The sequence below is a fragment of the Pseudarthrobacter sp. NPDC092202 genome (assembly GCF_044755505.1).
Classification (GTDB): Bacteria; Actinomycetota; Actinomycetes; order Actinomycetales; family Micrococcaceae; genus Arthrobacter.
Genome location: NZ_JBIVRG010000004.1, coordinates 118,872 through 139,732, shown reverse-complemented (window position 1 = coordinate 139,732; position 20,861 = coordinate 118,872). Strand labels below are relative to the sequence as shown.

The window sequence follows — 20,861 nt, the reverse complement described above, 5'->3', positions numbered from 1 at the left end:
AAAACGGTATCCTGCGCCGGGCCTGTCCCCAATGGCGCTGCTACTGGGAGCCGAACAGGAACTCCTTGGCATGCGCCACCGCTTTGCGGAAGGCGTCGTTCCGGAGGGTCGCCAGCTGTTCCGTGTCTCCGTCGGCTGGTTCCAGGTAGCCGGTATAGCCGGGGCGCAATACCCAGATGTCGCCCGCCGGCGGCAGGTAGAACACGCCAAAGGACCGCTGCTGCATCTCATCGGCCGTCCACACCGGCACCACGGCCAGCGCGGCGCCGGTGGCAGGGTTGATCCATTGCGCGCGGGGCAGCGGCTGCTCGTGCGCTTCGGGGTCCAGGAAGGGGGCAGTGCCGGCACCCCAGCGTTGTTCAAAGCGCTCGTGGAATGCCGGGATCAGGTGTGAATCGTATCGGCGCCAGTCGCTCATCCGGTTCTCCGCCTCCTCGCGGTGTTGTTGTTGTGTTCCGGTCCCCGTGTGTTCCATTCCCCATGCGTTCCATACCCCGCGTGTTCCATTTCCTGGGGGACCGCTTAGGGTCAGGCCCAAAGTTCCAGCGTCAGGCCCAGGGCCCGCTCTCCCACCGCACCGGGGTGGCCCTGATGACGGGACCCGGTGATCCGCGGGGGCTGCGCACCTTCCGGACGGGAATCGACTGCCCGGCGGAGGCCCGCTGCTTGTCATAGGCGGCGCGCCGCTCCGGATCCCTGAGGACGTCGTAGGCCTGCATGATCTGGAGGAGCTCCCCTTCCGGGGAAGTACCGCCGTCGATGTCGGGGTGGTGGCTGCGCATCAGTGCCCGGTAGGCGCGCGAGATTTCCTGTTGGCTGGCCTGGGGCTGGACCCGCAGGGTGTCGTAGTAGTCGGGGGTGCTTGTCATGGTGCCCTTTTCCGCTCCGCGGGCGACGCCTCCGGGGGCGCCGTGCGGAAAAGAAGGCAGGGCGCGGGCAACCGTGAGAAGGTCCCCGCGCCTGCCGGTTGTGGCTAGGTTCCGATCTGGTGCTTTTCGCTTTGCTGTGTCTGGATCTCGATCCTGCGCGGCTTGGCTTTCTCGGCCACCGGGATCCGCAGGGTCAGGACGCCTTGGTCATAGCTTGCCTTGATGTTGTCAGTGTCCAGCGTGTCCCCGAGGATCAATTGCCGGCTGAAGACACCGCGGGGGCGCTCGGAGGCCACCAGTTCCACGTTGGGCTGGGTGGGGTCCTTGCGCTCCGCCCGGACCGTGAGGACGTTGCGTTCAACGTTCAGGTCCAGGGAATCCATCTTCACGCCAGGCAGGTCGAAGGCCACCACAAACTCGCCGTCCTCCTGCCAGGCGTCCATAGGCATGGCAGCCGGGCGGGCGGCGGTTCCAAAGACCTGCTGCGTGAGCCGGTCCAGCTCACGGAACGGGTCCGTGCGCATCAACATCATTTCCCACTCCTTCAGCTTCAGTAGGTGTTCCAGCTGTGCCATATCCACCGCTTAATCTATGGTGATGGATATAGATTTTTTATAGCACCTGTGGGAAACTGAGGCAAGGCCCCGGACGGATTTTGGAGAACTGATGGCAAACCAGGACGCAGGCCGGAGTTCCGGACCCAGCAGCAGCCGCGCGCTGTACGCCATCTCCGTGGCCGCGGAACTGGCCGGAACAGGGCAGCAGAACATCCGGCTCTATGAGACGAAGGGCCTGCTGACGCCATCGCGGACATCCGGGGGCACCCGCCAGTACAGTGATGACGACATCGCTGTCCTGCTGCGGATCGGCGAACTCCTGGAACAGGGCCTCAACCTCGCCGGCGTGGCCAAGGTGCTGGAACTTGAGGCGGCCAACAACAAACTGCACCGCGCCCTAAAAAAGGCCAGGTCCCGGCCGCCAGCTTGAAGGTTGCGCCGGTCCCGGGGCAGGGTCAGTCCCGGAGCAAGTGACTCCCGGGGCAGGGTCAGTCCCGGGGCGAGTCCGCCTTGGACAGTTCGCCGGTGATACGTTCCCCGGGCACACGGGCCGTGCGCCATGTGTCCAGTGCGATAACCCCGCCCAGGATGACCAGGGAGAGGGACAGCGACGCGAGGGCGTCGCTGAGCCAGTGGTAGCCCAGGTACAACCTGCTCAGGGCGGCAAGCACGATGCCTATCCCCGCTCCCACAAAACCAAGAACGGCCGCTTTGGTGTTGCTGTGCCGGGAGAACACCAGGAAGGCGCCAACCAGGAGGAAGTCACAGGCACCCAGCACATGCCCCGACGGGAACGAAAACGTGTGGTCGATCCCGAAGAGCATCTGCTCCACGGGCGGACGCGAGCGCTGGACAATCCGCAGGATGATCTGGGAAATGATGACCCCCGTGACCATCGCCGACGCCAGCAGGATGGGGCGCCAGGCATGCTTCGCGGCGAAGCCCCACCACAGGATGACCACCAGGACAATGATGGGCAGGGCGACCGGACCGAAGACCACGGCGAGGAAAATCATGAAGGCAGTACCGGCGTCGGACCTTGTCCCCAGGAGCCAGTCGCGCACCGGCACATCCGCCGCGGACAGGCCATCGGCCTGCAGCACACTGACCAGCGTGGCAATGAACAGCGCAACCCCCGCCACCACCAGGATGATGGCTGCCCGGTACAACCCGCGCCGGTCGGCGGGGTCCATGTAGCGTTCCTCCACCACGAACTTGTCATGGAAGGCCCGCCACCTGCCCCGGCTCTTGCTGGTGGTTCCGGAACCTGCTGAATCCTGATGTCCCACTGTGATGCCCGTCCCTGCGCCGTTGAGATTTTTCCTACGGGAAGAGTATCGCGTTCCGCACTGGCGCTAGCCTGTCTCCATGGGTGCCATGAATGAACTGATAGACGCTGCTGCGGTTCATTCCGCCGCAGCCGTCCTCACGGAGGCTGCTCCCGGCGTGCGGTGGGCCAGGACAGGCGTCGCCGCCTCCCTGCTGGGGGACCATAACCTGCGCGCCAGGACTGATCTTGTGGCCGAGGCGCTGCAGGAGGACATCCGGGGCGTTCCCGGGGCGGGATATCCGACGGCGGCGGGCTGCTTCCGTGCCGCGCTGCGGTTTCCGGAGTTCACGGGCTGGATCCTCTGGCCGGTTTCGGAGGCTGCCGCTGCGCTCGCCGTCGAGTCCGGAGGAGCAGCGGACTTTGACGACGCGCTGGCGCTGCTGGCGGAACTGACGCCCAGGCTGACCAGCGAGTTTGCGGTCCGCCGCCTGCTGCGCCATGACCTGGACCGGGCACTGGTGGCCGCCTTGGAGTGGACGTCCCACCCGGATGAGCATGTGCGTCGCCTCGCGAGCGAGGGCACCCGCCCCTACCTGCCGTGGGCGGTGCGTGTGCCCGGCCTCGTGGAGCGGCCCGAGTCCACCCTTCCCGTCCTGGACGCGCTGTACCGGGACCCCTCGGAGTACGTGCGCCGGTCCGTCGCCAACCACCTCAACGACCTTGCCCGCCACGCCCCCGGCGCCGTGGTGGCTACGGCAGCACAATGGCTGTCCGCCCCTGACGGCAACACCGGCTGGGTGGTCCGGCACGGCCTCCGCACCCTGGTGAAGAAAGGGCACCCGGAAGCCCTGGCACTTCTGGGCTTTAAGCCGGCGCAGGTAGCAGTGGCCGGGCCACGCCTGGACCGGAACGTGGTCCCTTTGCCCGGCGAACTGACGTTCTCCTTCGAGATCGCCAACACCGGCACGCAGGATGTGCGCCTGGCCGTCGACTATCGCGTCCACTACCGCAAGGCCAACGGCAGCCAGTCCGCCAAGGTGTTCAAGGTGTCAACCCTCACCCTTGCCCCGGGCGAGAGCAGGAGCCTGTCCAAAAGCCATGCCTTTCGGCAAATGACCACCAGGGTGCACTACCCCGGCCTCCACGCCCTGGAGCTGCAAATCAACGGGGCGGTCCACGGGCGCGCCGAGTTCCTGTTGCAAGGCCCCTAGCGGCTAGCTCGGCGAGCTGCCCGCAGGGTCCTGCCAGTGGTCCCGCCAGGTGTGCTCAGGCTCAAAGCCCAGCAGCCGGCGCGCCTTGTCGATGGACAGCATGGTTTCGTGTTCGCCAAGTTCCTTTACCACCTTGACGCCGGGGAACACTTCCGCGGCGAGGCCGGCACTTGACCGGCTCATGACGGTATCCGCGTTGGCAATGATGAACGCCTCGAATCCCGGCGCACCGTTCTCGAGGGCGCGGGCCACCGCCTGGGCGCCGTCCCGGCCGTCAATATAGCCCCAAAGGTTCCATTTCCGGAGGGTCGCGTCGGAGTCGAAGGAAGGGAACTTTTCGTAGTCCTCCACGTCCATGACGTTGGAAAACCGCAGCCCCACGATGCTCAGTTCCGGGTCCCAGCGGGTCAATTCCACGGCCATCTGCTCTTCCAGGTGCTTCACCAGGGAGTAGGTGCTTTCCGGCCGTGCCGGGTACTCCTCGTCCACGGGGATGTAGGGCGGGTCGACGTCGAACGGCAGTCCCAGCACCGTCTCGCTGGAGGCGTACACCACCTTCTTGATGCCCGCCCGGCGTGCCGCCTGGAACACGTTGTAGGTGGACAGCATGTTGTTCTCGAAGGTGGCAGCATCGGGAATGATGCCCGGGGCAGGGATGGCACCGAGGTGCACCACGGCGTCGAAACCCTCGTGCCTGTCGTCCAGCCCCAGCAGCACGTCCAGGACCTCGCCGTAATTGCGCAGATCCACCACAACAAGGCCGGGGCTGCGGGCGCCCGCACGGTCCAGGTTGAGAACATGGTGGCCGTCCTCCGTGAGCCTGCGGACCACGTGCCGCCCAAGTTTTCCGCTTCCGCCGGTGACCGCAATTCTCATCAGGTTTTCCTTTACTGTGGTGGCTTGCGCCGGTTCTTCAGTGCTGGCATGTGCCCGTTCGGGCGCGGGGAAGCCAGGAACTTTTCGACGGCGGCGATCGCCAGTTCGGTGATGTCGCCGGGATCCCCGCTGCCGTCCACGGAGACGAGCATTCCACGGCCGGCGTAGACCGAGACTACTTCATGCGTCTCGCGGTGGTAGAGATCCAGGCGGCGCCGGAACACGTCCACCGTGTCGTCCGTGCGGCCCTGCTCCGCGGCCCGCAGCAGCATCCGGCGCTCCAGTACGGCGTCGGGGGCGGTCAGTTCAAGGACCGCATCCAGCGCAAGCCCCTGGGACACAAGCATGTTGTCCAGTTCCGTGACCTGCGGGGCTGTGCGCGGATAGCCGTCCAGCAGGAAGCCTTCCCGGAGGTCGCTGTCCAGCAGGCGGTCCTTGACCATGGCGTTGGTGAGGTGGTCGGGGACAAAATCGCCGCCGTCGAGATAGCCCGCTGCCTGGTTACCCAGCTCCGTTTCCTGGCTGACGTTGGTCCGGAAGATCTCTCCAGTGGAGACGGTAGGGACGCCGAAATGCCGGGCCAGGTGCTCTGCCTGCGTTCCCTTGCCGGAGCCCGGCGGACCAATGATGAGCAGCCTGGTCATGTCATGTCCCTCTTCCTGCCCGCTGTGGGGCGTTCCAGCCGCCGGTTTCGGGGTCTGCAGCCGGGAGCACCGGCGCCTGCTTCATTCTGCCGGTAAGTCCCCGGCCGGCGCCAGAAAGCCCGCACCGCATGTGTCAAAGTGACCGTGTCCCCCGGCGGAGGATGTATATACTTCTGGATATCGGTTTAGCAGCAGGCCGTTGGAAAGTTCCTCGATCCAGCGACCTTCACAGCCTGCCCGCACCGCCGGGAAATGCCGAAGACGCCGGGTTGTCCTGAGCGAATGGCACCAAAAAACCGTGGCCAGCGAGTCAACAGCAAAAACTGATACATCCATTACCGAGCACCTTCATGAACTGGTCCTCAACAGCTCTGACGTTGAGGACTTCCTCAATGAACTGGCACAGGTGTCCGCACGCAACCTTTCCGAGCCCGGCGATGAGATCATGTGCGCCATCACCCTCCTGCGGCAGCGCAAGGCCGCGACAGTGGCGAGCAGCAGCCCGGATGCCAAGGCCATCGCGCACCTCGAGTACGAGTTCAGCGAGACCCCGAGCCTGACAGCCTCCGCCGCCCAGGAGAGCGTCCACGTCCCCGACGCCTCCCACGACAGCCGCTGGCCGGAGTACTCCTCGGCCGTGCTTGCCCAGGGCATCCGCTCCGTCCTCGCACTGCCCTTCCAGGTGGAGGGCGGGACAAAGGCTGCCCTGCTGCTGTACTCCCGCCGGCCGAACCGTTTCGAGCCGCGGATCCTTGAATTCGCCGAGGACTTTGTGGGCCAGACCTCCCTGGCCCTGCGGCTGGCCGTGCGCTTTGCCCACTACAGCGAAACTGCGGCGAACCTCCGGGCCACGCTGGAGTCCCGCACGGTCATCGATATGGCCGTGGGCATCATCATGGCGCAGAACCGGTGCAGCCAGCAGGACGCCTTCGACATCCTGAAGACTGCGTCCAGCACCCGCAACTCCAAGCTGCATGACGTTGCCGCGGCCGTGGTGAATTCGCTGGGCCAGGGCCCCGCGCGGACGCACTACGACGGGTAGTTTTCACAGGCCCCTCATATAGCCGGCAAATCCCCCCGCAAGCTTGCTCGCCTATACCCGGCTAGGTTCTGTCACAGCACCCGCATAACGCAACTTTTCCCCCAACGCTCGCTCTCGTCCGGCGGTAGCAGTCATGCCACCGCCGGACGTTTGCGTGTGCCCGTGTGCTGAACGGGCGGCTGCTACTTGGCGAGGAAGCGCAGGAGCGCTTCGTTTACTTCAGCCGCGTGCGTCCACAGCAGGCCGTGCGGGGCACCTTCAATTTCCACATATTCGGCGCTGGGCAATGCTTTGGCGAACAGCCGGCCGGTGGAGTCGATGGGCAGGATGTTGTCCGCGGTGCCGTGGAGGATGAGCGCGGGGACGTCGATTTTGGGGATATCGTCCCGGAAGTCCGTGAGCCACGCGGGCTGCGCTGCAACGGATGCTGTGGCGCCCGCACTTGCAGCGAGGTTCCAGCTGGCGTTCACGGCTTCCTGGCTGAGGCGGGGTGTGCCCAGGAACGTGTCCGAGTTGTAGAAGTTCTTGAAGAACTCGGTGAAGAAGGCATAGCGGTCCGCGGTGACGGCCTCCGTCAGCCCGTCGAAGACCTCCTGCGGGACGCCGTCCGGGTTGTCATCGGTCTTGAGCAGGAACGGCTCCAGGGAACCGAGGAAGGCTGCCCGCGCAACCCGTGCGGAGCCGTAGGTGCCCAGGTAGCGGCCCACCTCGCCGGTGCCCATGGAGAAGCCCACGAGTACAACGTCGTTAAGGTCCAGGGTTGTCAGGACGGTGTTGAGGTCAGCAGCGAAGGTGTCGTAGTCGTAGCCTTCAGTGGTCTTGCTTGATTTCCCGAAGCCGCGGCGGTCGTAGGTGATGACACGGTAGCCGGCGTCAAGGAGCGCAGCAGTCTGCTTTTCCCAGGAGGATCCGTCCAAGGGGTAGCCGTGGATCAGGACGACGGGCTGGCCGGAGCCGTGGTCTTCGTAGTAAAGCTCGATATCAGTGCTGTTTTCGGTTCCAACGGTGATGAAGGCCATCGCGGCAGGTCCTTTCGAGACTGTGGGATCGGTGCGGCCGCCGTAGGTGCCGCGACCGCGCAGTACCTACTCTAGGGCGGTCCACCGCCCAGTCCAGCCGTTCACGCGGGGTTTCCCTACGGACGCGTTTCCCTTCAGCCGCATGGGTTTCCCTTCAGGCCGGTCAGGCTACTGGGAGGGTTGCGGAAGTTCGCAGGAAATCTTGGGATTCGCTCCCATGTAGTTCAGGGGCCCGGCAGCAATGGTGATGGCAATGGTTCCGGCCTCCGCGCAATTGCCGGGTGCGGCGCCGAAGTAGCCCCGCTGCCAGGCGGCCACCCCGCCGATAATGAGCCAGATAACGATGAGTGCTCCGAGAATCCGCATGATTCCTCCATTGGGCGCCGCGGCGGCTGTCCGATCAATTATGCGCGCTGCCCCGGGGAGTGCGGGAGCGTCCGCCGAAAACACGCATCAAATGCGAGAGCGTCCGCGGGGACAAAAACACCTCCGGCCCCGGGATGGTCCCGGAACCGGAGGTGCTTTTGGTGCTTTGGAAAGGCGGTGCTGTGGTTACGCCTTGGCCGTCTTGCCGGGCAGTGCCAGCTTGAAGATCTTGCCCCAGGTGGATCCGACCTGCTTCAGCAGCGGCCCGGTGGTGTACTTCAAACCGTAGCGCTGGCAGATCTCACGGACCTTGGGTGCCACCTCGGCGTACCTGTTGGAGGGCAGGTCTGGGAAGAGGTGGTGCTCAATCTGGTGGGAGAGATTACCGGTCATGATGTGCATGAGTTTGGACCCGGAGATGTTGGCGGAGCCGATCATCTGGCGGATGTACCAGTCGCCGCGGGTTTCGCCCTCCGCCATTTCCTCCGTGAAGGTGTCAGTGCCTTCGGGGAAGTGGCCGCAGAAGATCACTGCGTGGGCCCAGACGTTGCGCACGGCATTGGCCGTCAGGGTCCCGTAGAGCGCCTGCTTTCCGGAGCCGGTCAGCATGGCGACGGCGGGGGTCGCGGCGTAGTCCTTGGTGAACTGCGTAACCACCTTCTTGCCCAGGGCCTTGAGGTCCTTGAGCAGGGCTTCCTTGGACTTCTTGCCTTCCTTGAACTCAGTCAGTTCAAGGTCGTAAATAGCGATGCCCCACTCGAATAGGGGCGCCAGGATGGCATTGAAAACCGGGTTGGCCAGGTTGATGGGCTTCCACGGCTGCTGCTCGTCCATCCGCAGGAGGTTGTATCCGACGTCGTTGTCCTTGCCCACAACGTTGGTCCAGCGGTGGTGGAGGTCGTTGTGGGTGTGCTGCCACGAGCGCGACGGCGTGACGAAGTCCCACTCCCAGGTGGTGGAGTGGATATCCGGGTCCCGCATCCAGTCCCACTGGCCATGCAGGACGTTGTGCCCGATTTCCATGTTTTCCAGGATCTTGGCCAGGCTCAGCAGTGTGGTTCCGGTGACCCAGGCAGCCTTGTTCTTGCTGACCAGCAGGGCGGCACGGCCGGAGATTTCCAGGCCACGCTGGATCTTGATTACCCGGCGGATGTAGGCGGCGTCGGCTGAACCGCGCTTGGCCAGGACCTCGTCACGGATGGCGTCCAGTTCACGCCCAAGCTCGGCAACCTGCTCGTCACTCAGGTGGGCGGCGGCCGGCGGCCGGACGGTGGGGCTGCCGGACTCGGCGAGCTTTCCGGGGCGCGTCCTTGACCCTCCGGTCGGCTTGCCTTCGGCGGGTGTGGTTTTGCTCGGTGTTATTACAGTCATACCGTGATGCTCCTCAGATTTCGAGGTTGACGGGTCCGGCGGCTGCCGAGACACACGTTTGGATCAGTTGGCCGGGTTCGCCGTGGACTTCCCCGGTGCGGAGGTCGCGGACCTGCCCGGACAGTAGTGGGGTCAGGCAGCTGTGGCAGATGCCCATGCGGCAACCGCTGGGCATCAGCACCCCAGCGTCCTCACCCACGTCCAGGATGGGGGTGTCGCCGTCGGCTTGCACCTCACGGTCGGAGGCTTCAAAGGTGACCAGTCCGCCGTCGTGCCCCACTCCGGCGTCGAAGGTGGTGTTGAAGCGTTCGATCATGAGGTTTCCGGCACTGCCGGCCGCTGCAACATCGGAACCCGGCGCTGCCGTGGTGAGCGCCGCGCGCTTCCACAGCGCCTCGGCGTCGTCCAGGAAGCTGTCCGGACCGCAGGCGTAGGCGGCGCGTTCCTTCCAGTCCGGGCAGATCTCGTCCAGCTGGGAGGTGTTGGTGAGGTCCATGCGGCCCTGCTCGCCAGTGAACCAGTGGGCGAGGCGGAAGTTGGGGAACTGGTCCGCCAGCTCTGCGAGTTCCTCGCGGAAGAGGCTGTCGCCAGGGGTGCGGGCCGAGTGGACCAGCACGACGTCGGCATCCGGACGCCGCGGGACAAGGGTGCGGATCATGGACATGACGGGAGTGATGCCGCTGCCCGCGGTGACCATCAGCAGGGGGCGGGGGTGCTCCGGGAGCACGAAATCGCCCTGCGGAGGAGCCAGGAAGAGGACGTCGCCCGGCTTGGTGGTCCGCACCAGGGTGCCGGACACAGCCCCGACATCAGTAACCGTGATGGCGGGGTCCTTGCCGGCGGGGGTGCTGAGGGAATAGGACCGCCAATGGCGGACTCCGTCCAGCTCGACGCCGATGCGCGCCCACTGGCCTGCCAGGTGGGAGTGCCAGCCGCGGCCGGGCCGGAAAAAGATGGTTGCTGACTGTGCCGTCTCCTGCACCACACGGGTGACCACGCCACGGAGCTGGCGGGCAGAGTAGACGGGGTTGAACAGGGCTAGGATGTCCTCCGGCGACAAGGGCGTGGTGAGGACAGTGGCCGCCTGGGCCAGCTGACGTAACCGGATCATGCGATTAAGCCTAGAGCGGCGCGAGCCATATTTCTCTCTCTCCGTCATATGACCGTTCCGCAGTCACGCTGTAGTGATGGCGCTAAGCCCCCAAGCCGCACTCTAAGAGTAACGGTTCGGCAACGCGGAAAGTTCCGTGATGGTTCAATAAGCCTGCTTAGTATATCGCGGACAGGGCTTGCAGGGAGAAATTTTTAGCCGCCTTTGGGGCGTTGCGCCTGTTCAGGAGCCCGGGTTCCATCCCAGCGCAGGCGCGATGTGCCGGGCGATATTGCCCAGCAGCTTCGCATTGAAGTCAACGCCCAACTGGTTGGGGACGGTCAGCAGGAGGGTGTCTGCCGCCTGGACTGCGGTGTCCGCAGCCAGCTGTTCCGCCAGGACGTCCGGAGCGCCCGCGTAGCTCTTCCCGAACCTGGCAGTCAGCCCGTCGATGATGCCGACCTGGTCGCGGGCGTCCCGAAGGGCGGCACCGGCAAAATAGCGGCTGTCTACTTCATCCACGATGGGCAGGACGCTGCGGCTTACCGATACCCGGGGCGCGTGCTCGTGGCCTGCCGCGGTCCAAGCGTCCCGGAACAGCTGGATCTGTTCCGCCTGGAGTTCGTGGAAGGGCACGCCGGTGTCCTCGGTCAGCAGTGTGGAACTCATCAGGTTCATTCCTAGTTCGGCTGCCCATACCGCAGTCTTCCTGCTTCCGGCTCCCCACCAGATGCGTTCGGCGAGCCCGGGTGACTGCGGCTGGACCGGCAGGAGCCCGGTGGCCCCACCTCCGTAGCGCGGGTCTGCTTCCGCTACTCCCGCGCCGGTGATCGCCTTCCGGAAGAGAGCGGTGTGGCGCCGGGCCATATCGGCGTCGGTCTCTCCGGGCTCCGGCACGTACCCGAAGGCTGCCGCGCCTTGGCGGGCCGGCTCGGGCGACCCGCGGCTGATGCCGAGCTGCAGGCGGCCTCCGCTGATCAGGTCCGTGGCCGCGGCTTCCTCCGCCATATAGAGCGGGTTCTCGTACCGCATGTCTATGACGCCGGTGCCGATCTCGATCCTGGAGGTGCGTGCGGCAATGGCGGACAGAAGCGGGAACGGCGAGGCCTGCTGCCGGGCAAAGTGGTGCACGCGGAAAAACGCGCCGTCCATCCCAAGCTCCTCCGCGGCCACGGCCAGGTCGATGGCCTGGAGAAGAGCCTCACCCGCGGTCCTGGTGCGCGAGCCCTGCCCGGGGCCCCAATGGCCAAATGAAAGAAATCCAATGCGCTCCATACCTGGCCCAACCCCGGCCCGGCATCCAGCATTCCCGTCCCTCAATGCTCCGGCTGGCATGATGGCGGCGTGGGTATCCCTGAGGAAGCTGTAAGCATCGCCAAGACTGTGGTGCTGTTTGTCCTGGCCGCAGCGGCGGAAATCGGCGGCGCGTGGCTGGTGTGGCAGTCAGTGCGTGAAGGTAAGGACTGGTGGTGGGCCGGCCTGGGAGTCATCGCCCTGGGGGCCTACGGGTTCGTAGCCACATTCCAGCCTGACGCGCACTTCGGCCGGATCCTGGCGGCATACGGCGGAGTGTTCGTGGCCGGATCGCTTGCCTGGGGCATGGTCTTTGACGGTTTCCGGCCGGACCGCTGGGACATCGCGGGTTCATTGATCTGCCTGCTGGGGGTGGCCGTCATCATGTTTGCGCCGCGAAGCGGTAGCTAGCACAAGGAAGTGCAGCGGTGGCTCGCACCGCGGACAGCCCGGTAGAGGACGCAGGCTGCACCATAGCTAAACTGGCACCGTGACCAACCGCGAGCAGCCCGCCAGCGCCCCCGTCCCGCCGTCGCGCGGGAAAATCGCCGAACGCCTGCTGCCTGGCGGTGAGGAGCCGGATCCGCGGTTCACCCTGGCCAACGAGCGCACCTTCCTTGCCTGGATCCGCACGTCCCTGGCCTTGCTGGCCGGCGGCATCGCCATTGAAGCCTTCACCTCGGACCTCTTCCTGGAGCCGGTCCGAAAGGGCCTGGCGGTGGTCCTGCTTCTGCTGGGCATGTTGTTGAGCGCCGGCTCCGCCATCCGGTGGCTCCGCGTGGAACGCAGCATGCGCAATAAGGCACCGCTGCCGTTGCCGTTTATTGTGCCGCTGCTGGCCGCTGCCGGCGCGCTGGCGGCCGCCGTCGTGATGATCTTCATCCTCTGGCGCTGACCAGTGGCACCATCCCGCGGCCCCGCGCCACTGCATGGCGATCCTGGTCTTCAACCGGAACGGACCACGCTCGCCTGGGGCAGGACCATGCTGGCACTGGTGACAGTAAGCGCGATCTTCCTGCGGTGGCTGCCGCAGCATGGCCTGCCTATCCTGCTGCTGTTCACGGTATCGGCCGGAACGGCGGCCGGCATCTACTTCACGCAGCGGCGCCGCTACCGCGTGAGCTCGCACGGCATCCGCAAGGAAATGCACGACGCCGATATCACCGGCGTACTGTGGACGGCTTTTGCCGGGGTGGTCCTGGGCGCCCTTGGTATTGGCGTGGTGCTTATTGGCTAGTGCCGCCGCACCGCGCCGCCGGTGGGGACGCCGGCTTGGAACAATGCCGGTTTAGAACAACGCCGGCTTAGAACATCGGCAGGAAGAAGCCGGCAAGAAAGGCGGCTGCGCCAATGCCTGTCAGGTACCGGCCCAGCAGTGATGCTGTCCTGCCCGCCTCTTCCGGCGCAGCAGTTTGCCACTGCGTAGGACGCTTGGGATGGTAGTAGACGGGGAGGGTGTCGCCCACGGCGAGGTCCCTGATGTCGTGGGGGGACATGGGCGCATGGTGCACCTGGAATTTGCGGTCGAACCAACGGAAGCCCACGCCCGTGCTGTCGGAGTAGACCACGGCCTCAGCCACGGCCCACGGATGAACGAAGCGGCGGAGGAAGCCTGTGTAGAAGAGCAGTGCGAGCCCGGCGGGCAGGCACATCCAGGTCAGCATTTCCAGGATTGGACCTGCCATATCGAGCACAGTGGGCATGATTGAGATGGTACAGGCGTACGCTGGGGGAACCGTTCCGGGAAGTAAGGGGAAGCCATGAATGACCAGGATATTTTGACCCGCATCCAGGCCCTCGTTGAGGAGGAGCACTCGTTGCGGGAGGTGCCAGGGGATGGGCAGGTGCCTGACAAAGCGCGGCTGAAGCAGGTGGAGGAAAGCCTGGACCAGTGCTGGGACCTGCTGCGGCAGCGCCGGGCAAAGTCCGATTCCGGCGAGAACCCCAACGATGCCGAAGCCCGCCCGGTCAGCGAAGTCGAAGGCTACAAGCAGTAGCTTTCACACAGATTGGAGCATGTATGCGTCTGGCTGTCGCCCAGATCATCAGCAGTGCAGATCCCGGCGGGAACCTGGGGCTGATCCGCGACTATGCGGCGCAAGCCAAGGCTGCAGGCGCAGAGCTGGTGGTGTTTCCCGAGGCCGCCATGCGTGCTTTCGGCCATTCCCTCCGCGATATCGCAGAACCGCTTGACGGGCCCTGGGCTGGGGAAGTCCGGGGCATCGCGCAGGAACTGGATATTGCGATCGTGGCCGGGATGTTCACTCCCGGGAAGGACGGGCGGGTCCGCAATACCCTGCTGGTCACGGGCCCCGGCGTGGAAACGTCCTACGACAAGGTGCACCTGTTCGACGCCTTCGGATTCGCGGAGTCAAAGACGGTGGACGCGGGCGGAACTCCGGTGACCTTTGAGCTCAACGGCACGGTCTTCGGCCTCGCTACGTGCTACGACGTCCGCTTCCCGGCGCTGTTCACTGCCAACGCCCGGGCGGGGGCGCAGGTCAACATCGTATGCGCATCCTGGGGAGCCGGCGAGGGCAAGGCTGAGCAGTGGGACCTCCTGGTTCGGGCGCGCGCCCTGGACAGCACCACGTTCGTGGTGGCCTGCGGACAGGGTGACCCTGAAACCACGGGCGCCGGCCCGGCAGGAAGCGCCCCCACAGGCATAGGGCACAGCGCAGTGATCACCCCCCTGGGTTCCGCCGTCGTGGCCTTGGGCGGCAAGCCCGAACTCGCCGTCGTCGATATCGACCCGTCCGTTGTTGACGAGGTCCGCGGCAAGCTCCCCGTGCTGGCAAACGCCCGGCAGTTCTGACCCATCCACTGCAGGGCCCTCGGGTGAGCCTGCGTTCACGGCCTTGAAACCTGCACGGTTTTCCGCGTTCGACGGCGGATCTCACCTTTCCCGCCCGGCAGCCCGCGCCTTTACGGCCCCTGAAGGACAAGCTGGTCCGGCCACTTCGCTGCATCGAGGACTTCCGTTAACAAGCCTGAAACATGATGGACGCGCGAACTTCACGTAAGGGCGGATTGTGTAACGCTGCCGCAACTTTTGCGCGCCTTTCCCGAAACACCGGCGGAGAAACATGGACGGCGGGGGAAGTGCGAGGGCCAGCAAGAGCGCCCCGCTGGCGCAACGCGAAGGGACCCGCAGGTGGAGATTTCTGCCCAACATGTCTGGCTGATGATTTCGGCCGCGATGGTACTGCTGATGACGCCCGGACTGGGCCTCTTCTACGGCGGCATGACCCGCGCCAAAGCCGCGCTCAACATGATCATGATGAGCTTTATCTCGGCCGGGATCGTTGGTGCGGTGTGGGTCCTGTGGGGCTACTCCATGACAACGGGGGACGGCGTCCTGGGCATCTTCGGCAATCCCTTCGCCAACTTCGGCCTGCAGCACCTGATGGGCTCCCCCGACCTGATCAAAGCCGGCTACAGTGCCACGTTTGCGATCATCACAGTGGCGCTGATCAGCGGTGCCATCGCTGACCGCGCAAAGTTCGGCGCGTGGGCGCTGTTCGTACCGCTGTGGATCACCGTGGTCTACTGCCCCCTCGCCTACATGATCTGGGGCGGCGGGCTGATGAGCGCCGGCGGAGCAGTCACCGCCGTGTTCGGCCAGGTCATCGACTTCGCCGGCGGCGCGGTCGTGGAGATCAGCTCCGGGACGGCCGCCCTGGTCCTTGCCCTGATCGTGGGCCAGCGCCATGGTTTCGCCAAGGACCCCAACCACCGTCCGCACAACATCCCCTTCATCATGCTGGGTGCCGCGATTCTGTGGTTTGGCTGGTTCGGCTTCAATGGCGGCGCGGCAACAACAGCCGAGCAGGCCGGCCTGATCTGGGTGAACACGCTGGTGACTCCCGCCGCGGCGATGCTGAGCTGGCTGGTCACCGAAAAGATCCGCCATGGACATCCCACGTCCCTCGGTGCTGCATCCGGCGTAGTTGCCGGGCTCGTGGCCATCACCCCTTCCTGCGCCAACATCAGCCCGGTTGCCGCTATTGGCCTGGGCTTCGTGGCCGGGGCTGCCTGCGCAGTCTTCGTTGACCTCAAGTACCGGTTCGGCCTGGACGACTCACTCGATGTTGTGGGCGTGCACCTCGGCGCCGGACTCATCGGCACCCTTGCGCTTGGCTTCATCGCCCTTCCCGTGGATGGCCAGGGCGGCGGACTCCTCTACGGCGGGGGTGCGCAGCAGCTGATCGCCCAGACGGCGGCCGTGGTGATCACCCTGCTGCTCTCCGGCGCCGGAACTTTTGTCATTGGCCGGGCCATCAACAAAACCATCGGCTTCCGGGTCAGCCACGAGGCAGAGACTGCCGGAGTGGATTTGGCTGAACACACTGAAAGCGCCTATGCCTTCGGTGAAATCGGGGCAGGCTTCAATCCGCTGCACTCCGCTTACCACTCCCCCGCGGCCAGCGCCGCCGGGGCCGCAGAAGCACCCAGCAGGACTGCAACGCGCACTAAAGAAGACTCCTTCGCCTGAGCGGGGCGGGGTCTGTGGCCGGTGGGCCCGGCCCTGACATGAGGGTCAGTCAGCCAGGATCTTGTACAGTGCCCGCCGGGTCTCATCCATCTTTTCGATGGCGGCGGCGCGCTGTTCCTCGGTAACACCGCTGCGGAACTGGTGGATGGCTCCCATCAGCTTGCCGATGCTCTGGTGGAACTCGCGGTCGGAACTGTCCGGCCCAGCACTCCAGGCGTTCTCCATTTCCTCCCCATGCTCGGCCACATAGGCCCGGCCCCGGTCCGTGAGGGTGAACTCCGTCCCGCGCCCCTCGCTGAGTGCTGAGATCAGGTCCTCGTCAACGAGCTGCTGCAACGTGGGGTAGATGGATCCAGGGCTGGGCCGCCAGGCACCTTCGGTCCTCTCGGCGATCGTCTTAATCAGCCCGTAACCGTTGGAGGGCGCCTCGGCCAAGAGCGAGAGAACCGCTGCCCGGACGTCCCCACGGCTGGCCCGCCGCGGGCCGCGGCCGAAACCGGGACCGAACCCGGGGCCGAAACCTGACCCAAAACCGGGTCCGAAGCCAGGCCCGAAGCCTCCACCGCGGTGCCCGTGCGGCCCCCTGCGGCCCCTGCCCCGCCCGAACGGCTCCCGTCCGAATTCCGTGTGGGGAAATTTCTCTTCGTGCATGCCGTTCATGGTGGCATTGTCCTTTCATATAGTGTCGCCAACAACTTCACCGATACTTAATGATATGTCGTTAAGTATCGGCAGGTCAAGACCGCGAGCGTGATCAAATCCTGACCTTCCAGCACCTCAAAGTGCCAGCGGAAGGGCGTATTCTTTGGGGACCTCCAAGCTCGAGGGCTGAACGATGGCGAAGAAAACGAAGCGCAGGCGCGGTTTGGGCACCTCCCTGGGAAGGTTCCTGGGGTTCCTGGCCGCGAGCGTCATGTGCGGCGTCCTGGCGGCCAGCCTTGTAGTCCCGGCCGTGGCGGCAGCGGGATACGGCGTCAGCAGTTCCATTGGTTTCTTCGACAGCCTGCCCGAGGAACTCACTGTCCAGCCGCCGTCGCAATCTACCAAAGTCCTCACCTCCGACGGCCAGCCGATTGCCACTTTCTTCGCCGAAAACCGCGTCCGGATACCGCTGGACCAGATGTCTCCCCACATCAAGGACGCGATCATCGCCATCGAGGACAGCAGGTTCTATGAACATGCCGGCATCGACCCCCAGGGCATCGTGCGGGCAGTGGTCTCCAACCTGACCAAGGGTGGCCAGCAGGGCGCGTCAACCATCACCCAGCAGTACGTCACCAATGTGATCAATGAAGCCCGGCTGTCACAGGACAGGCCCGATGAGGTGATCCTCTCCGGACAGAAGGATGTTGGTGACAAGCTGCGGGAGATGAAGCTGGCCATTGCGCTGGAAAAGAAGTTCACCAAGGAACAGATCCTTGAGGGTTACCTGAACATCGTCTTCTTCAACAGCGACGCCTATGGCATCGAGGCAGCTTCGCGCTACTTCTTCAGCACCACCGCCAAGGACCTCACCCTTCCCCAGGCCTCACTGTTGGCCGGACTCGTCAACAGCCCCACGTTCTACAATCCGGCGATCAACCCCGAGAAATCGATCGTCCGCCGGAACCAGGTGCTTTCGGAGATGATGCTCCAGGGGAAGATCACGCAGGCCCAGCACGATGAAGCCGTGGCCACGCCGATCGAGCTGAAGATCAGTCCGGAGCGCCAAGGGTGCGCCTACGCGTCCATGGCGCCGTACTTCTGTGACTACATTTCCCATCTCATCCTGAACAACCCTGCATACGGGAACAGCCTGATAGAACGGCAGCGGAAGCTGTACCGCGGCGGACTGACCATCGTCACCACCCTGGACAGCAGGCTGCAGGCGGCAGCCCAGACGCAGGTGGACGGCACCGCTGGACCAAACCCGGACCGGTGGGGCGCCGCCTTGGTCACAGTGCAGCCCGGGACCGGCAAAATCCTGGCGATGGCCCAGAACACGGTGTTCCTCCCGGAACCGGGCAAGTTCGACACGCACCTGAACTTCAACGTTGATGCCAAGGACCCGCAGGGGAACGACCTCAACGGAGCCGGTGGTTTCCAGCCCGGGTCAACCATGAAGCCTTTCACCTTTGCCCAGTGGCTGAACGAGGGCAAGTCCCTGACCGCGGAGGTGGACGCTTCACGGCGCGTCTATCCGCTGAACTTTCCGTGGCGCTCCAGCTGCGGGAAGGTGATGGGTGCGTACAGCACCGCGCAGAACAACCCCGAGCTGGGCGCCGCTGACGACCTGCAGAACGCAGAGGAGGGCTTCTACCGGAAGATGCCCATCAACTACGGGCTGTACAACTCGATCAACACGGCTACGTTCGCCTCGGCGGCGCAGCTGGACTTCTGCGGCATCCAGAAGATGGTGGACGCCGTGGGGCTGCACAGCGGACTGGATGGAACCCCCATCAACATGCATCAGCTGGGCAACCTTCTCGGTGCTATCGGCGTCGCTCCCCTGCACCTTGCCAACGCTTTTGCCACATTCGCCAATGACGGCCGCTACTGCACCCCTGTCGCCCTGGTGGGCGTCAAGGATGCGACCGGCGGCAGCCTGCCCACCCCGCCCGTGGAGTGCCGGGATGCGGTGAAGCCGGACGTGGCACGTGGGGTCAACAACGTACTGCAGGATGTGCTGGTCAGGGGCTCGGGTGTCTGGATCAATCCCAAGACCCACGACAAGTTCCCGGTGGCGGCCAAGACCGGCACCTCGAACAACAACGGATCCACCTGGATTGTTGGCTACACCTCCGGCATTGCCACAGCTTCCTTCTTCGGCGACGCACTGGAGGGACAGAAGCGGGCGGGGCAGAACGTCACCATCAACGGGACCTTCTATCCCCGCCTTGATGGCTACATGATTGCCGGACCGCAGTGGGCCAACTACATGCTTCAGGCGGCGCCGCTGTATCCCGCCAACCCCTTCCCGCCGCCTCCTCCCTCGATCATGGGCCCGAGTCCGTCACCCAGCCCCCGCCCCTAGTTCCGGCACCAGCTAGACGGAATAACGCGGCCAAGTACCTGCACTGCGGGTTTTGCCTTGGGCCCGTGCTCGTCGAGACGCCGTTGCGTCCCCGAGGCTAGTGGCTGCGGGCGGATATCTCGACGGCGGGCTGGGGCTCCGGGGCCGACGGCACCGACCGTTTTGGTCAACGGAGCCGCGACACCTGGCGGGCACGTGGCAACTGCAGCAGCAGTACCGGCTGGTACGCCCGATCCGGCAACATCGGGTGCGGTGCCGGGTGGGGGTGGTGCTGTGGAGTGGTAGGTGTGGCCGGTGGGGGTTTGGAGCTCGACCGTGTGCCTGGGCCCAGGAACCGGCCTGGCTGAAAACCCGTGTGTTTCTTTGGTGTGGTTGCAGGCTTCGCAGAGGCCTTGGCCGTTGGTGCTGGTGGTGGGGCCGTCCTGGTGCCAGGGGGTGATGTGGTCGTGGTGGCGGATGGGCGCGTCGCAGTAGGGGGTGCGGCAGGTGTCGTCCCGGATTTGGAGGAACCGGCGGAGCCCGGGCGGGAAGAGCCGGGCCTTCGAATCCATCGCGAGGAGTTCTCCGCTGCCCGGCGCTGTGTAAAGCCGGCGCAGCCAGACATCAATGTCGCTGCTGCCCCTGACTTCAGTCCCTGCAGCGCCGGCGGCGGCCGCTCCCGTAGCAGGGGTCCTCTCGGCCAGCGCACCTCCCGTTATATCTTTCGCTGTACCTGCGGGCCGGACGTTACCGGGTTTGGCACCGGCGGGCCTCACGGCTGGCAATCCCTGACCCGTAGCTTTCGGCCCGCCCCGCACTCCGGGGGCTTCCAGCTCTCCTAATCCTCCGAGGATTGTTTGGCGTGCCCAGTGGGCGGGGACGGTGCCGTAGCCTGCGAGGCGGGCGGGTTCGCTGTCGCTCTGGAAGAGGGTGCGGTCGGTCATGACCAGCTGTACCTCAAGGCCGGCGACCCCGCCAGGGGTGCCGGTAACGTTCTCAACGAGCTGGTCGGCCATGATCTGGCCCTTGGACCGTTCGTCCCCGGAGGACCGCAACGTGTCCGCATGCCGGGTCAGGGCGGCGTAGGCGGCGACCCCCTGGGCGACGGGCAGCAGGGCGGTCAGGCGGGCCATGGTGTCCGGCGCCGGGCGAAGACTCACGGTCCGGTCATTCACCGCATGGCTGGCCCGTTTCGCCACCGAGTGCGGGTCACGCCGGTACGCGGCCGTCCGGACCGCGGCAATGATGCCCCGGTCCCCGCAGCCTGAAAGCGTTCCGGTGTCGGCGGCGAGTTCCTCGTCCACGGCGCATCGGTCTTCGGCGGACAGGCACGCTGTTTCCTTTACGATGAGGGTGGCGCGCCATTCGTTCAGCTGCCCGGACTCCAGGGCGGCCAGGGCGTGGGGCATCTCGGTGCCGAGGGCTTTGGCCAGGCCCATGAGCCGGCCGCCGCGGGCCGGGGACTCCCGCCGCGCCAGCGCAACCTGCGCGGCAACACCGGCGCCTTGATCCTTGGCCGGGACAGCGGCCGCGGCCTGCTCCCGCCGCCGGGACAGATCAAAAGCCACAGCAATACGGGCCTGTTTCGCAGCGGCCAGCGACTTCAGATCCTCAAGCTCCCGCAACTGATCAATCATCCCCGGACCATCAGACGCGACCGTCACCGACGCCAGGGAGCGAGAGATCTCAGCAACAGACAGGACACCAGGAACCGGCGGCGCAACGGCACCAGCCGACGTGCCGGCCGCAGCCGGCGCAACGGGGTT

At 65.3% G+C, this 20,861-nt stretch carries 24 protein-coding genes; 10 read left to right on the top strand and 14 right to left on the bottom strand.

Annotated features, from left to right (window positions below; all coding sequences use genetic code 11):
* Positions 1-40 precede the first annotated feature (40 nt).
* The 3 genes from ACIQF4_RS08810 to ACIQF4_RS08800 form a co-directional block, all read right to left on the bottom strand.
* Positions 41-418: a hypothetical protein gene (locus ACIQF4_RS08810; protein WP_350005651.1), complete on the bottom strand. Its 378-nt coding sequence runs from the start codon at positions 416-418 to the stop codon at positions 41-43.
* 130 nt (positions 419-548) lie between these two features.
* Positions 549-869 (bottom strand): J domain-containing protein, encoded by a 321-nt coding sequence (locus ACIQF4_RS08805; RefSeq protein ID WP_400515075.1) that lies wholly within the window; start codon positions 867-869, stop codon positions 549-551.
* 104 nt (positions 870-973) lie between these two features.
* Positions 974-1,399 (bottom strand): Hsp20/alpha crystallin family protein, encoded by a 426-nt coding sequence (locus tag ACIQF4_RS08800; protein ID WP_251422810.1) that lies wholly within the window; start codon positions 1,397-1,399, stop codon positions 974-976.
* 136 nt (positions 1,400-1,535) lie between these two features.
* On the opposite strand from ACIQF4_RS08800, the gene ACIQF4_RS08795 reads away from it, so the two are divergent.
* Positions 1,536-1,856, top strand: coding sequence for a MerR family transcriptional regulator (locus ACIQF4_RS08795; protein ID WP_350005549.1), 321 nt, complete (start codon positions 1,536-1,538; stop codon positions 1,854-1,856).
* A 58-nt stretch (positions 1,857-1,914) separates the two neighbouring features.
* Here ACIQF4_RS08795 and ACIQF4_RS08790 read toward each other — a convergent pair whose 3' ends face one another.
* Complete coding sequence (locus ACIQF4_RS08790) at positions 1,915-2,715, bottom strand: phosphatase PAP2 family protein (protein ID WP_400515077.1); 801 nt, start codon at positions 2,713-2,715, stop codon at positions 1,915-1,917.
* A 79-nt stretch (positions 2,716-2,794) separates the two neighbouring features.
* Here ACIQF4_RS08790 and ACIQF4_RS08785 point away from each other — a divergent pair, with 79 nt between their 5' ends.
* Positions 2,795-3,907 carry a DNA alkylation repair protein gene (locus tag ACIQF4_RS08785; RefSeq protein ID WP_400515079.1) on the top strand — a complete coding sequence of 371 codons (1,113 nt, stop codon included), beginning with the start codon at positions 2,795-2,797 and terminating at the stop codon, positions 3,905-3,907.
* A gap of 3 nt (positions 3,908-3,910) precedes the next feature.
* Here ACIQF4_RS08785 and ACIQF4_RS08780 read toward each other — a convergent pair whose 3' ends face one another.
* Positions 3,911-4,783, bottom strand: coding sequence for an NAD-dependent epimerase/dehydratase family protein (locus tag ACIQF4_RS08780; protein ID WP_400515081.1), 873 nt, complete (start codon positions 4,781-4,783; stop codon positions 3,911-3,913).
* A gap of 11 nt (positions 4,784-4,794) precedes the next feature.
* Positions 4,795-5,427, bottom strand: a complete 633-nt coding sequence (locus ACIQF4_RS08775; RefSeq protein ID WP_400515082.1) for an adenylate kinase — start codon at positions 5,425-5,427, stop codon at positions 4,795-4,797.
* A gap of 298 nt (positions 5,428-5,725) precedes the next feature.
* Between ACIQF4_RS08775 and ACIQF4_RS08770 the strand changes: the two genes are divergently transcribed.
* On the top strand, positions 5,726-6,469 hold the full coding sequence (locus tag ACIQF4_RS08770) for a GAF and ANTAR domain-containing protein (RefSeq protein WP_400515084.1): 744 nt from the start codon (positions 5,726-5,728) through the stop codon (positions 6,467-6,469).
* A gap of 182 nt (positions 6,470-6,651) precedes the next feature.
* Here ACIQF4_RS08770 and ACIQF4_RS08765 read toward each other — a convergent pair whose 3' ends face one another.
* The 5 genes from ACIQF4_RS08765 to ACIQF4_RS08745 form a co-directional block, all read right to left on the bottom strand.
* Positions 6,652-7,488: an alpha/beta fold hydrolase gene (locus ACIQF4_RS08765; protein WP_400515086.1), complete on the bottom strand. Its 837-nt coding sequence runs from the start codon at positions 7,486-7,488 to the stop codon at positions 6,652-6,654.
* A gap of 168 nt (positions 7,489-7,656) precedes the next feature.
* A complete protein-coding gene (locus ACIQF4_RS08760; RefSeq protein WP_231457626.1) occupies positions 7,657-7,854 on the bottom strand; it encodes a hypothetical protein in 198 nt (65 codons plus the stop codon).
* A gap of 186 nt (positions 7,855-8,040) precedes the next feature.
* Positions 8,041-9,225: a fatty acid desaturase family protein gene (locus tag ACIQF4_RS08755; RefSeq protein ID WP_400515088.1), complete on the bottom strand. Its 1,185-nt coding sequence runs from the start codon at positions 9,223-9,225 to the stop codon at positions 8,041-8,043.
* Positions 9,226-9,238: 13 nt separating this feature from the next.
* On the bottom strand, positions 9,239-10,336 hold the full coding sequence (locus ACIQF4_RS08750; protein ID WP_400515090.1) for a ferredoxin reductase: 1,098 nt from the start codon (positions 10,334-10,336) through the stop codon (positions 9,239-9,241).
* Positions 10,337-10,558: 222 nt separating this feature from the next.
* Positions 10,559-11,590, bottom strand: coding sequence for an LLM class flavin-dependent oxidoreductase (locus ACIQF4_RS08745; RefSeq protein ID WP_400515092.1), 1,032 nt, complete (start codon positions 11,588-11,590; stop codon positions 10,559-10,561).
* Between the two features lie 69 nt (positions 11,591-11,659).
* Here ACIQF4_RS08745 and ACIQF4_RS08740 point away from each other — a divergent pair, with 69 nt between their 5' ends.
* The 3 genes from ACIQF4_RS08740 to ACIQF4_RS08730 all read left to right on the top strand — a co-directional run bounded on the left by ACIQF4_RS08740 (position 11,660) and on the right by ACIQF4_RS08730 (position 12,845).
* Positions 11,660-12,019 (top strand): YnfA family protein, encoded by a 360-nt coding sequence (locus ACIQF4_RS08740; RefSeq protein WP_400515094.1) that lies wholly within the window; start codon positions 11,660-11,662, stop codon positions 12,017-12,019.
* Positions 12,020-12,098: 79 nt separating this feature from the next.
* The gene (locus ACIQF4_RS08735; RefSeq protein ID WP_400515095.1) at positions 12,099-12,503 is read left to right on the top strand and encodes a YidH family protein; all 405 of its coding nucleotides are present in this window, start codon (positions 12,099-12,101) and stop codon (positions 12,501-12,503) included.
* Positions 12,504-12,506: 3 nt separating this feature from the next.
* The gene (locus tag ACIQF4_RS08730; protein WP_400515096.1) at positions 12,507-12,845 is read left to right on the top strand and encodes a DUF202 domain-containing protein; all 339 of its coding nucleotides are present in this window, start codon (positions 12,507-12,509) and stop codon (positions 12,843-12,845) included.
* Between the two features lie 67 nt (positions 12,846-12,912).
* Here ACIQF4_RS08730 and ACIQF4_RS08725 read toward each other — a convergent pair whose 3' ends face one another.
* On the bottom strand, positions 12,913-13,311 hold the full coding sequence (locus tag ACIQF4_RS08725) for a hypothetical protein (RefSeq protein WP_400515098.1): 399 nt from the start codon (positions 13,309-13,311) through the stop codon (positions 12,913-12,915).
* Positions 13,312-13,368: 57 nt separating this feature from the next.
* On the opposite strand from ACIQF4_RS08725, the gene ACIQF4_RS08720 reads away from it, so the two are divergent.
* From ACIQF4_RS08720 to ACIQF4_RS08710, 3 genes are all read left to right on the top strand, one after another.
* A complete protein-coding gene (locus ACIQF4_RS08720) occupies positions 13,369-13,605 on the top strand; it encodes a DUF2630 family protein (protein ID WP_400515100.1) in 237 nt (78 codons plus the stop codon).
* Between the two features lie 23 nt (positions 13,606-13,628).
* Entirely contained in the window at positions 13,629-14,423 is a 795-nt protein-coding gene (locus ACIQF4_RS08715) for a carbon-nitrogen hydrolase family protein (RefSeq protein ID WP_400515102.1), read from the top strand.
* A 339-nt stretch (positions 14,424-14,762) separates the two neighbouring features.
* On the top strand, positions 14,763-16,103 hold the full coding sequence (locus ACIQF4_RS08710; RefSeq protein ID WP_400515104.1) for an ammonium transporter: 1,341 nt from the start codon (positions 14,763-14,765) through the stop codon (positions 16,101-16,103).
* A gap of 45 nt (positions 16,104-16,148) precedes the next feature.
* Here the strand turns inward: ACIQF4_RS08710 and ACIQF4_RS08705 are convergent, their stop codons facing one another.
* The gene (locus ACIQF4_RS08705) at positions 16,149-16,763 is read right to left on the bottom strand and encodes a PadR family transcriptional regulator (protein ID WP_400515106.1); all 615 of its coding nucleotides are present in this window, start codon (positions 16,761-16,763) and stop codon (positions 16,149-16,151) included.
* Positions 16,764-16,938: 175 nt separating this feature from the next.
* Between ACIQF4_RS08705 and ACIQF4_RS08700 the strand changes: the two genes are divergently transcribed.
* Positions 16,939-19,116 (top strand): transglycosylase domain-containing protein, encoded by a 2,178-nt coding sequence (locus ACIQF4_RS08700; RefSeq protein WP_400515108.1) that lies wholly within the window; start codon positions 16,939-16,941, stop codon positions 19,114-19,116.
* On the opposite strand, the gene ACIQF4_RS08695 is transcribed toward ACIQF4_RS08700, so the two are convergent.
* Positions 19,113-20,732 carry a DUF222 domain-containing protein gene (locus tag ACIQF4_RS08695; protein WP_400515110.1) on the bottom strand — a complete coding sequence of 540 codons (1,620 nt, stop codon included), beginning with the start codon at positions 20,730-20,732 and terminating at the stop codon, positions 19,113-19,115. The genes ACIQF4_RS08700 and ACIQF4_RS08695 overlap by 4 nt on opposite strands.
* Between the last annotated feature and the right edge of the window lie 129 nt (positions 20,733-20,861).

What these genes read in the sequence shown, in the direction of transcription:
- ACIQF4_RS08760 (WP_231457626.1), bottom strand. Translation starts at nt 7,854, where the DNA reads ATGCGGATTCTCGGAGCACTCATCGTTATCTGGCTCATTATCGGCGGG.
- ACIQF4_RS08775 (WP_400515082.1), bottom strand. Translation starts at nt 5,427, where the DNA reads ATGACCAGGCTGCTCATCATTGGTCCGCCGGGCTCCGGCAAGGGAACG.
- ACIQF4_RS08805 (WP_400515075.1), bottom strand. Translation starts at nt 869, where the DNA reads ATGACAAGCACCCCCGACTACTACGACACCCTGCGGGTCCAGCCCCAG.
- ACIQF4_RS08745 (WP_400515092.1), bottom strand. Translation starts at nt 11,590, where the DNA reads ATGGAGCGCATTGGATTTCTTTCATTTGGCCATTGGGGCCCCGGGCAG.
- ACIQF4_RS08765 (WP_400515086.1), bottom strand. Translation starts at nt 7,488, where the DNA reads ATGGCCTTCATCACCGTTGGAACCGAAAACAGCACTGATATCGAGCTT.
- ACIQF4_RS08795 (WP_350005549.1), top strand. Translation starts at nt 1,536, where the DNA reads ATGGCAAACCAGGACGCAGGCCGGAGTTCCGGACCCAGCAGCAGCCGC.
- ACIQF4_RS08695 (WP_400515110.1), bottom strand. Translation starts at nt 20,732, where the DNA reads ATGATTGATCAGTTGCGGGAGCTTGAGGATCTGAAGTCGCTGGCCGCT.
- ACIQF4_RS08700 (WP_400515108.1), top strand. Translation starts at nt 16,939, where the DNA reads ATGGCGAAGAAAACGAAGCGCAGGCGCGGTTTGGGCACCTCCCTGGGA.
- ACIQF4_RS08750 (WP_400515090.1), bottom strand. Translation starts at nt 10,336, where the DNA reads ATGATCCGGTTACGTCAGCTGGCCCAGGCGGCCACTGTCCTCACCACG.
- ACIQF4_RS08720 (WP_400515100.1), top strand. Translation starts at nt 13,369, where the DNA reads ATGAATGACCAGGATATTTTGACCCGCATCCAGGCCCTCGTTGAGGAG.
- ACIQF4_RS08785 (WP_400515079.1), top strand. Translation starts at nt 2,795, where the DNA reads ATGGGTGCCATGAATGAACTGATAGACGCTGCTGCGGTTCATTCCGCC.
- ACIQF4_RS08715 (WP_400515102.1), top strand. Translation starts at nt 13,629, where the DNA reads ATGCGTCTGGCTGTCGCCCAGATCATCAGCAGTGCAGATCCCGGCGGG.
- ACIQF4_RS08725 (WP_400515098.1), bottom strand. Translation starts at nt 13,311, where the DNA reads ATGCCCACTGTGCTCGATATGGCAGGTCCAATCCTGGAAATGCTGACC.
- ACIQF4_RS08705 (WP_400515106.1), bottom strand. Translation starts at nt 16,763, where the DNA reads ATGAACGGCATGCACGAAGAGAAATTTCCCCACACGGAATTCGGACGG.
- ACIQF4_RS08780 (WP_400515081.1), bottom strand. Translation starts at nt 4,783, where the DNA reads ATGAGAATTGCGGTCACCGGCGGAAGCGGAAAACTTGGGCGGCACGTG.
- ACIQF4_RS08755 (WP_400515088.1), bottom strand. Translation starts at nt 9,225, where the DNA reads ATGACTGTAATAACACCGAGCAAAACCACACCCGCCGAAGGCAAGCCG.
- ACIQF4_RS08810 (WP_350005651.1), bottom strand. Translation starts at nt 418, where the DNA reads ATGAGCGACTGGCGCCGATACGATTCACACCTGATCCCGGCATTCCAC.
- ACIQF4_RS08800 (WP_251422810.1), bottom strand. Translation starts at nt 1,399, where the DNA reads ATGTTGATGCGCACGGACCCGTTCCGTGAGCTGGACCGGCTCACGCAG.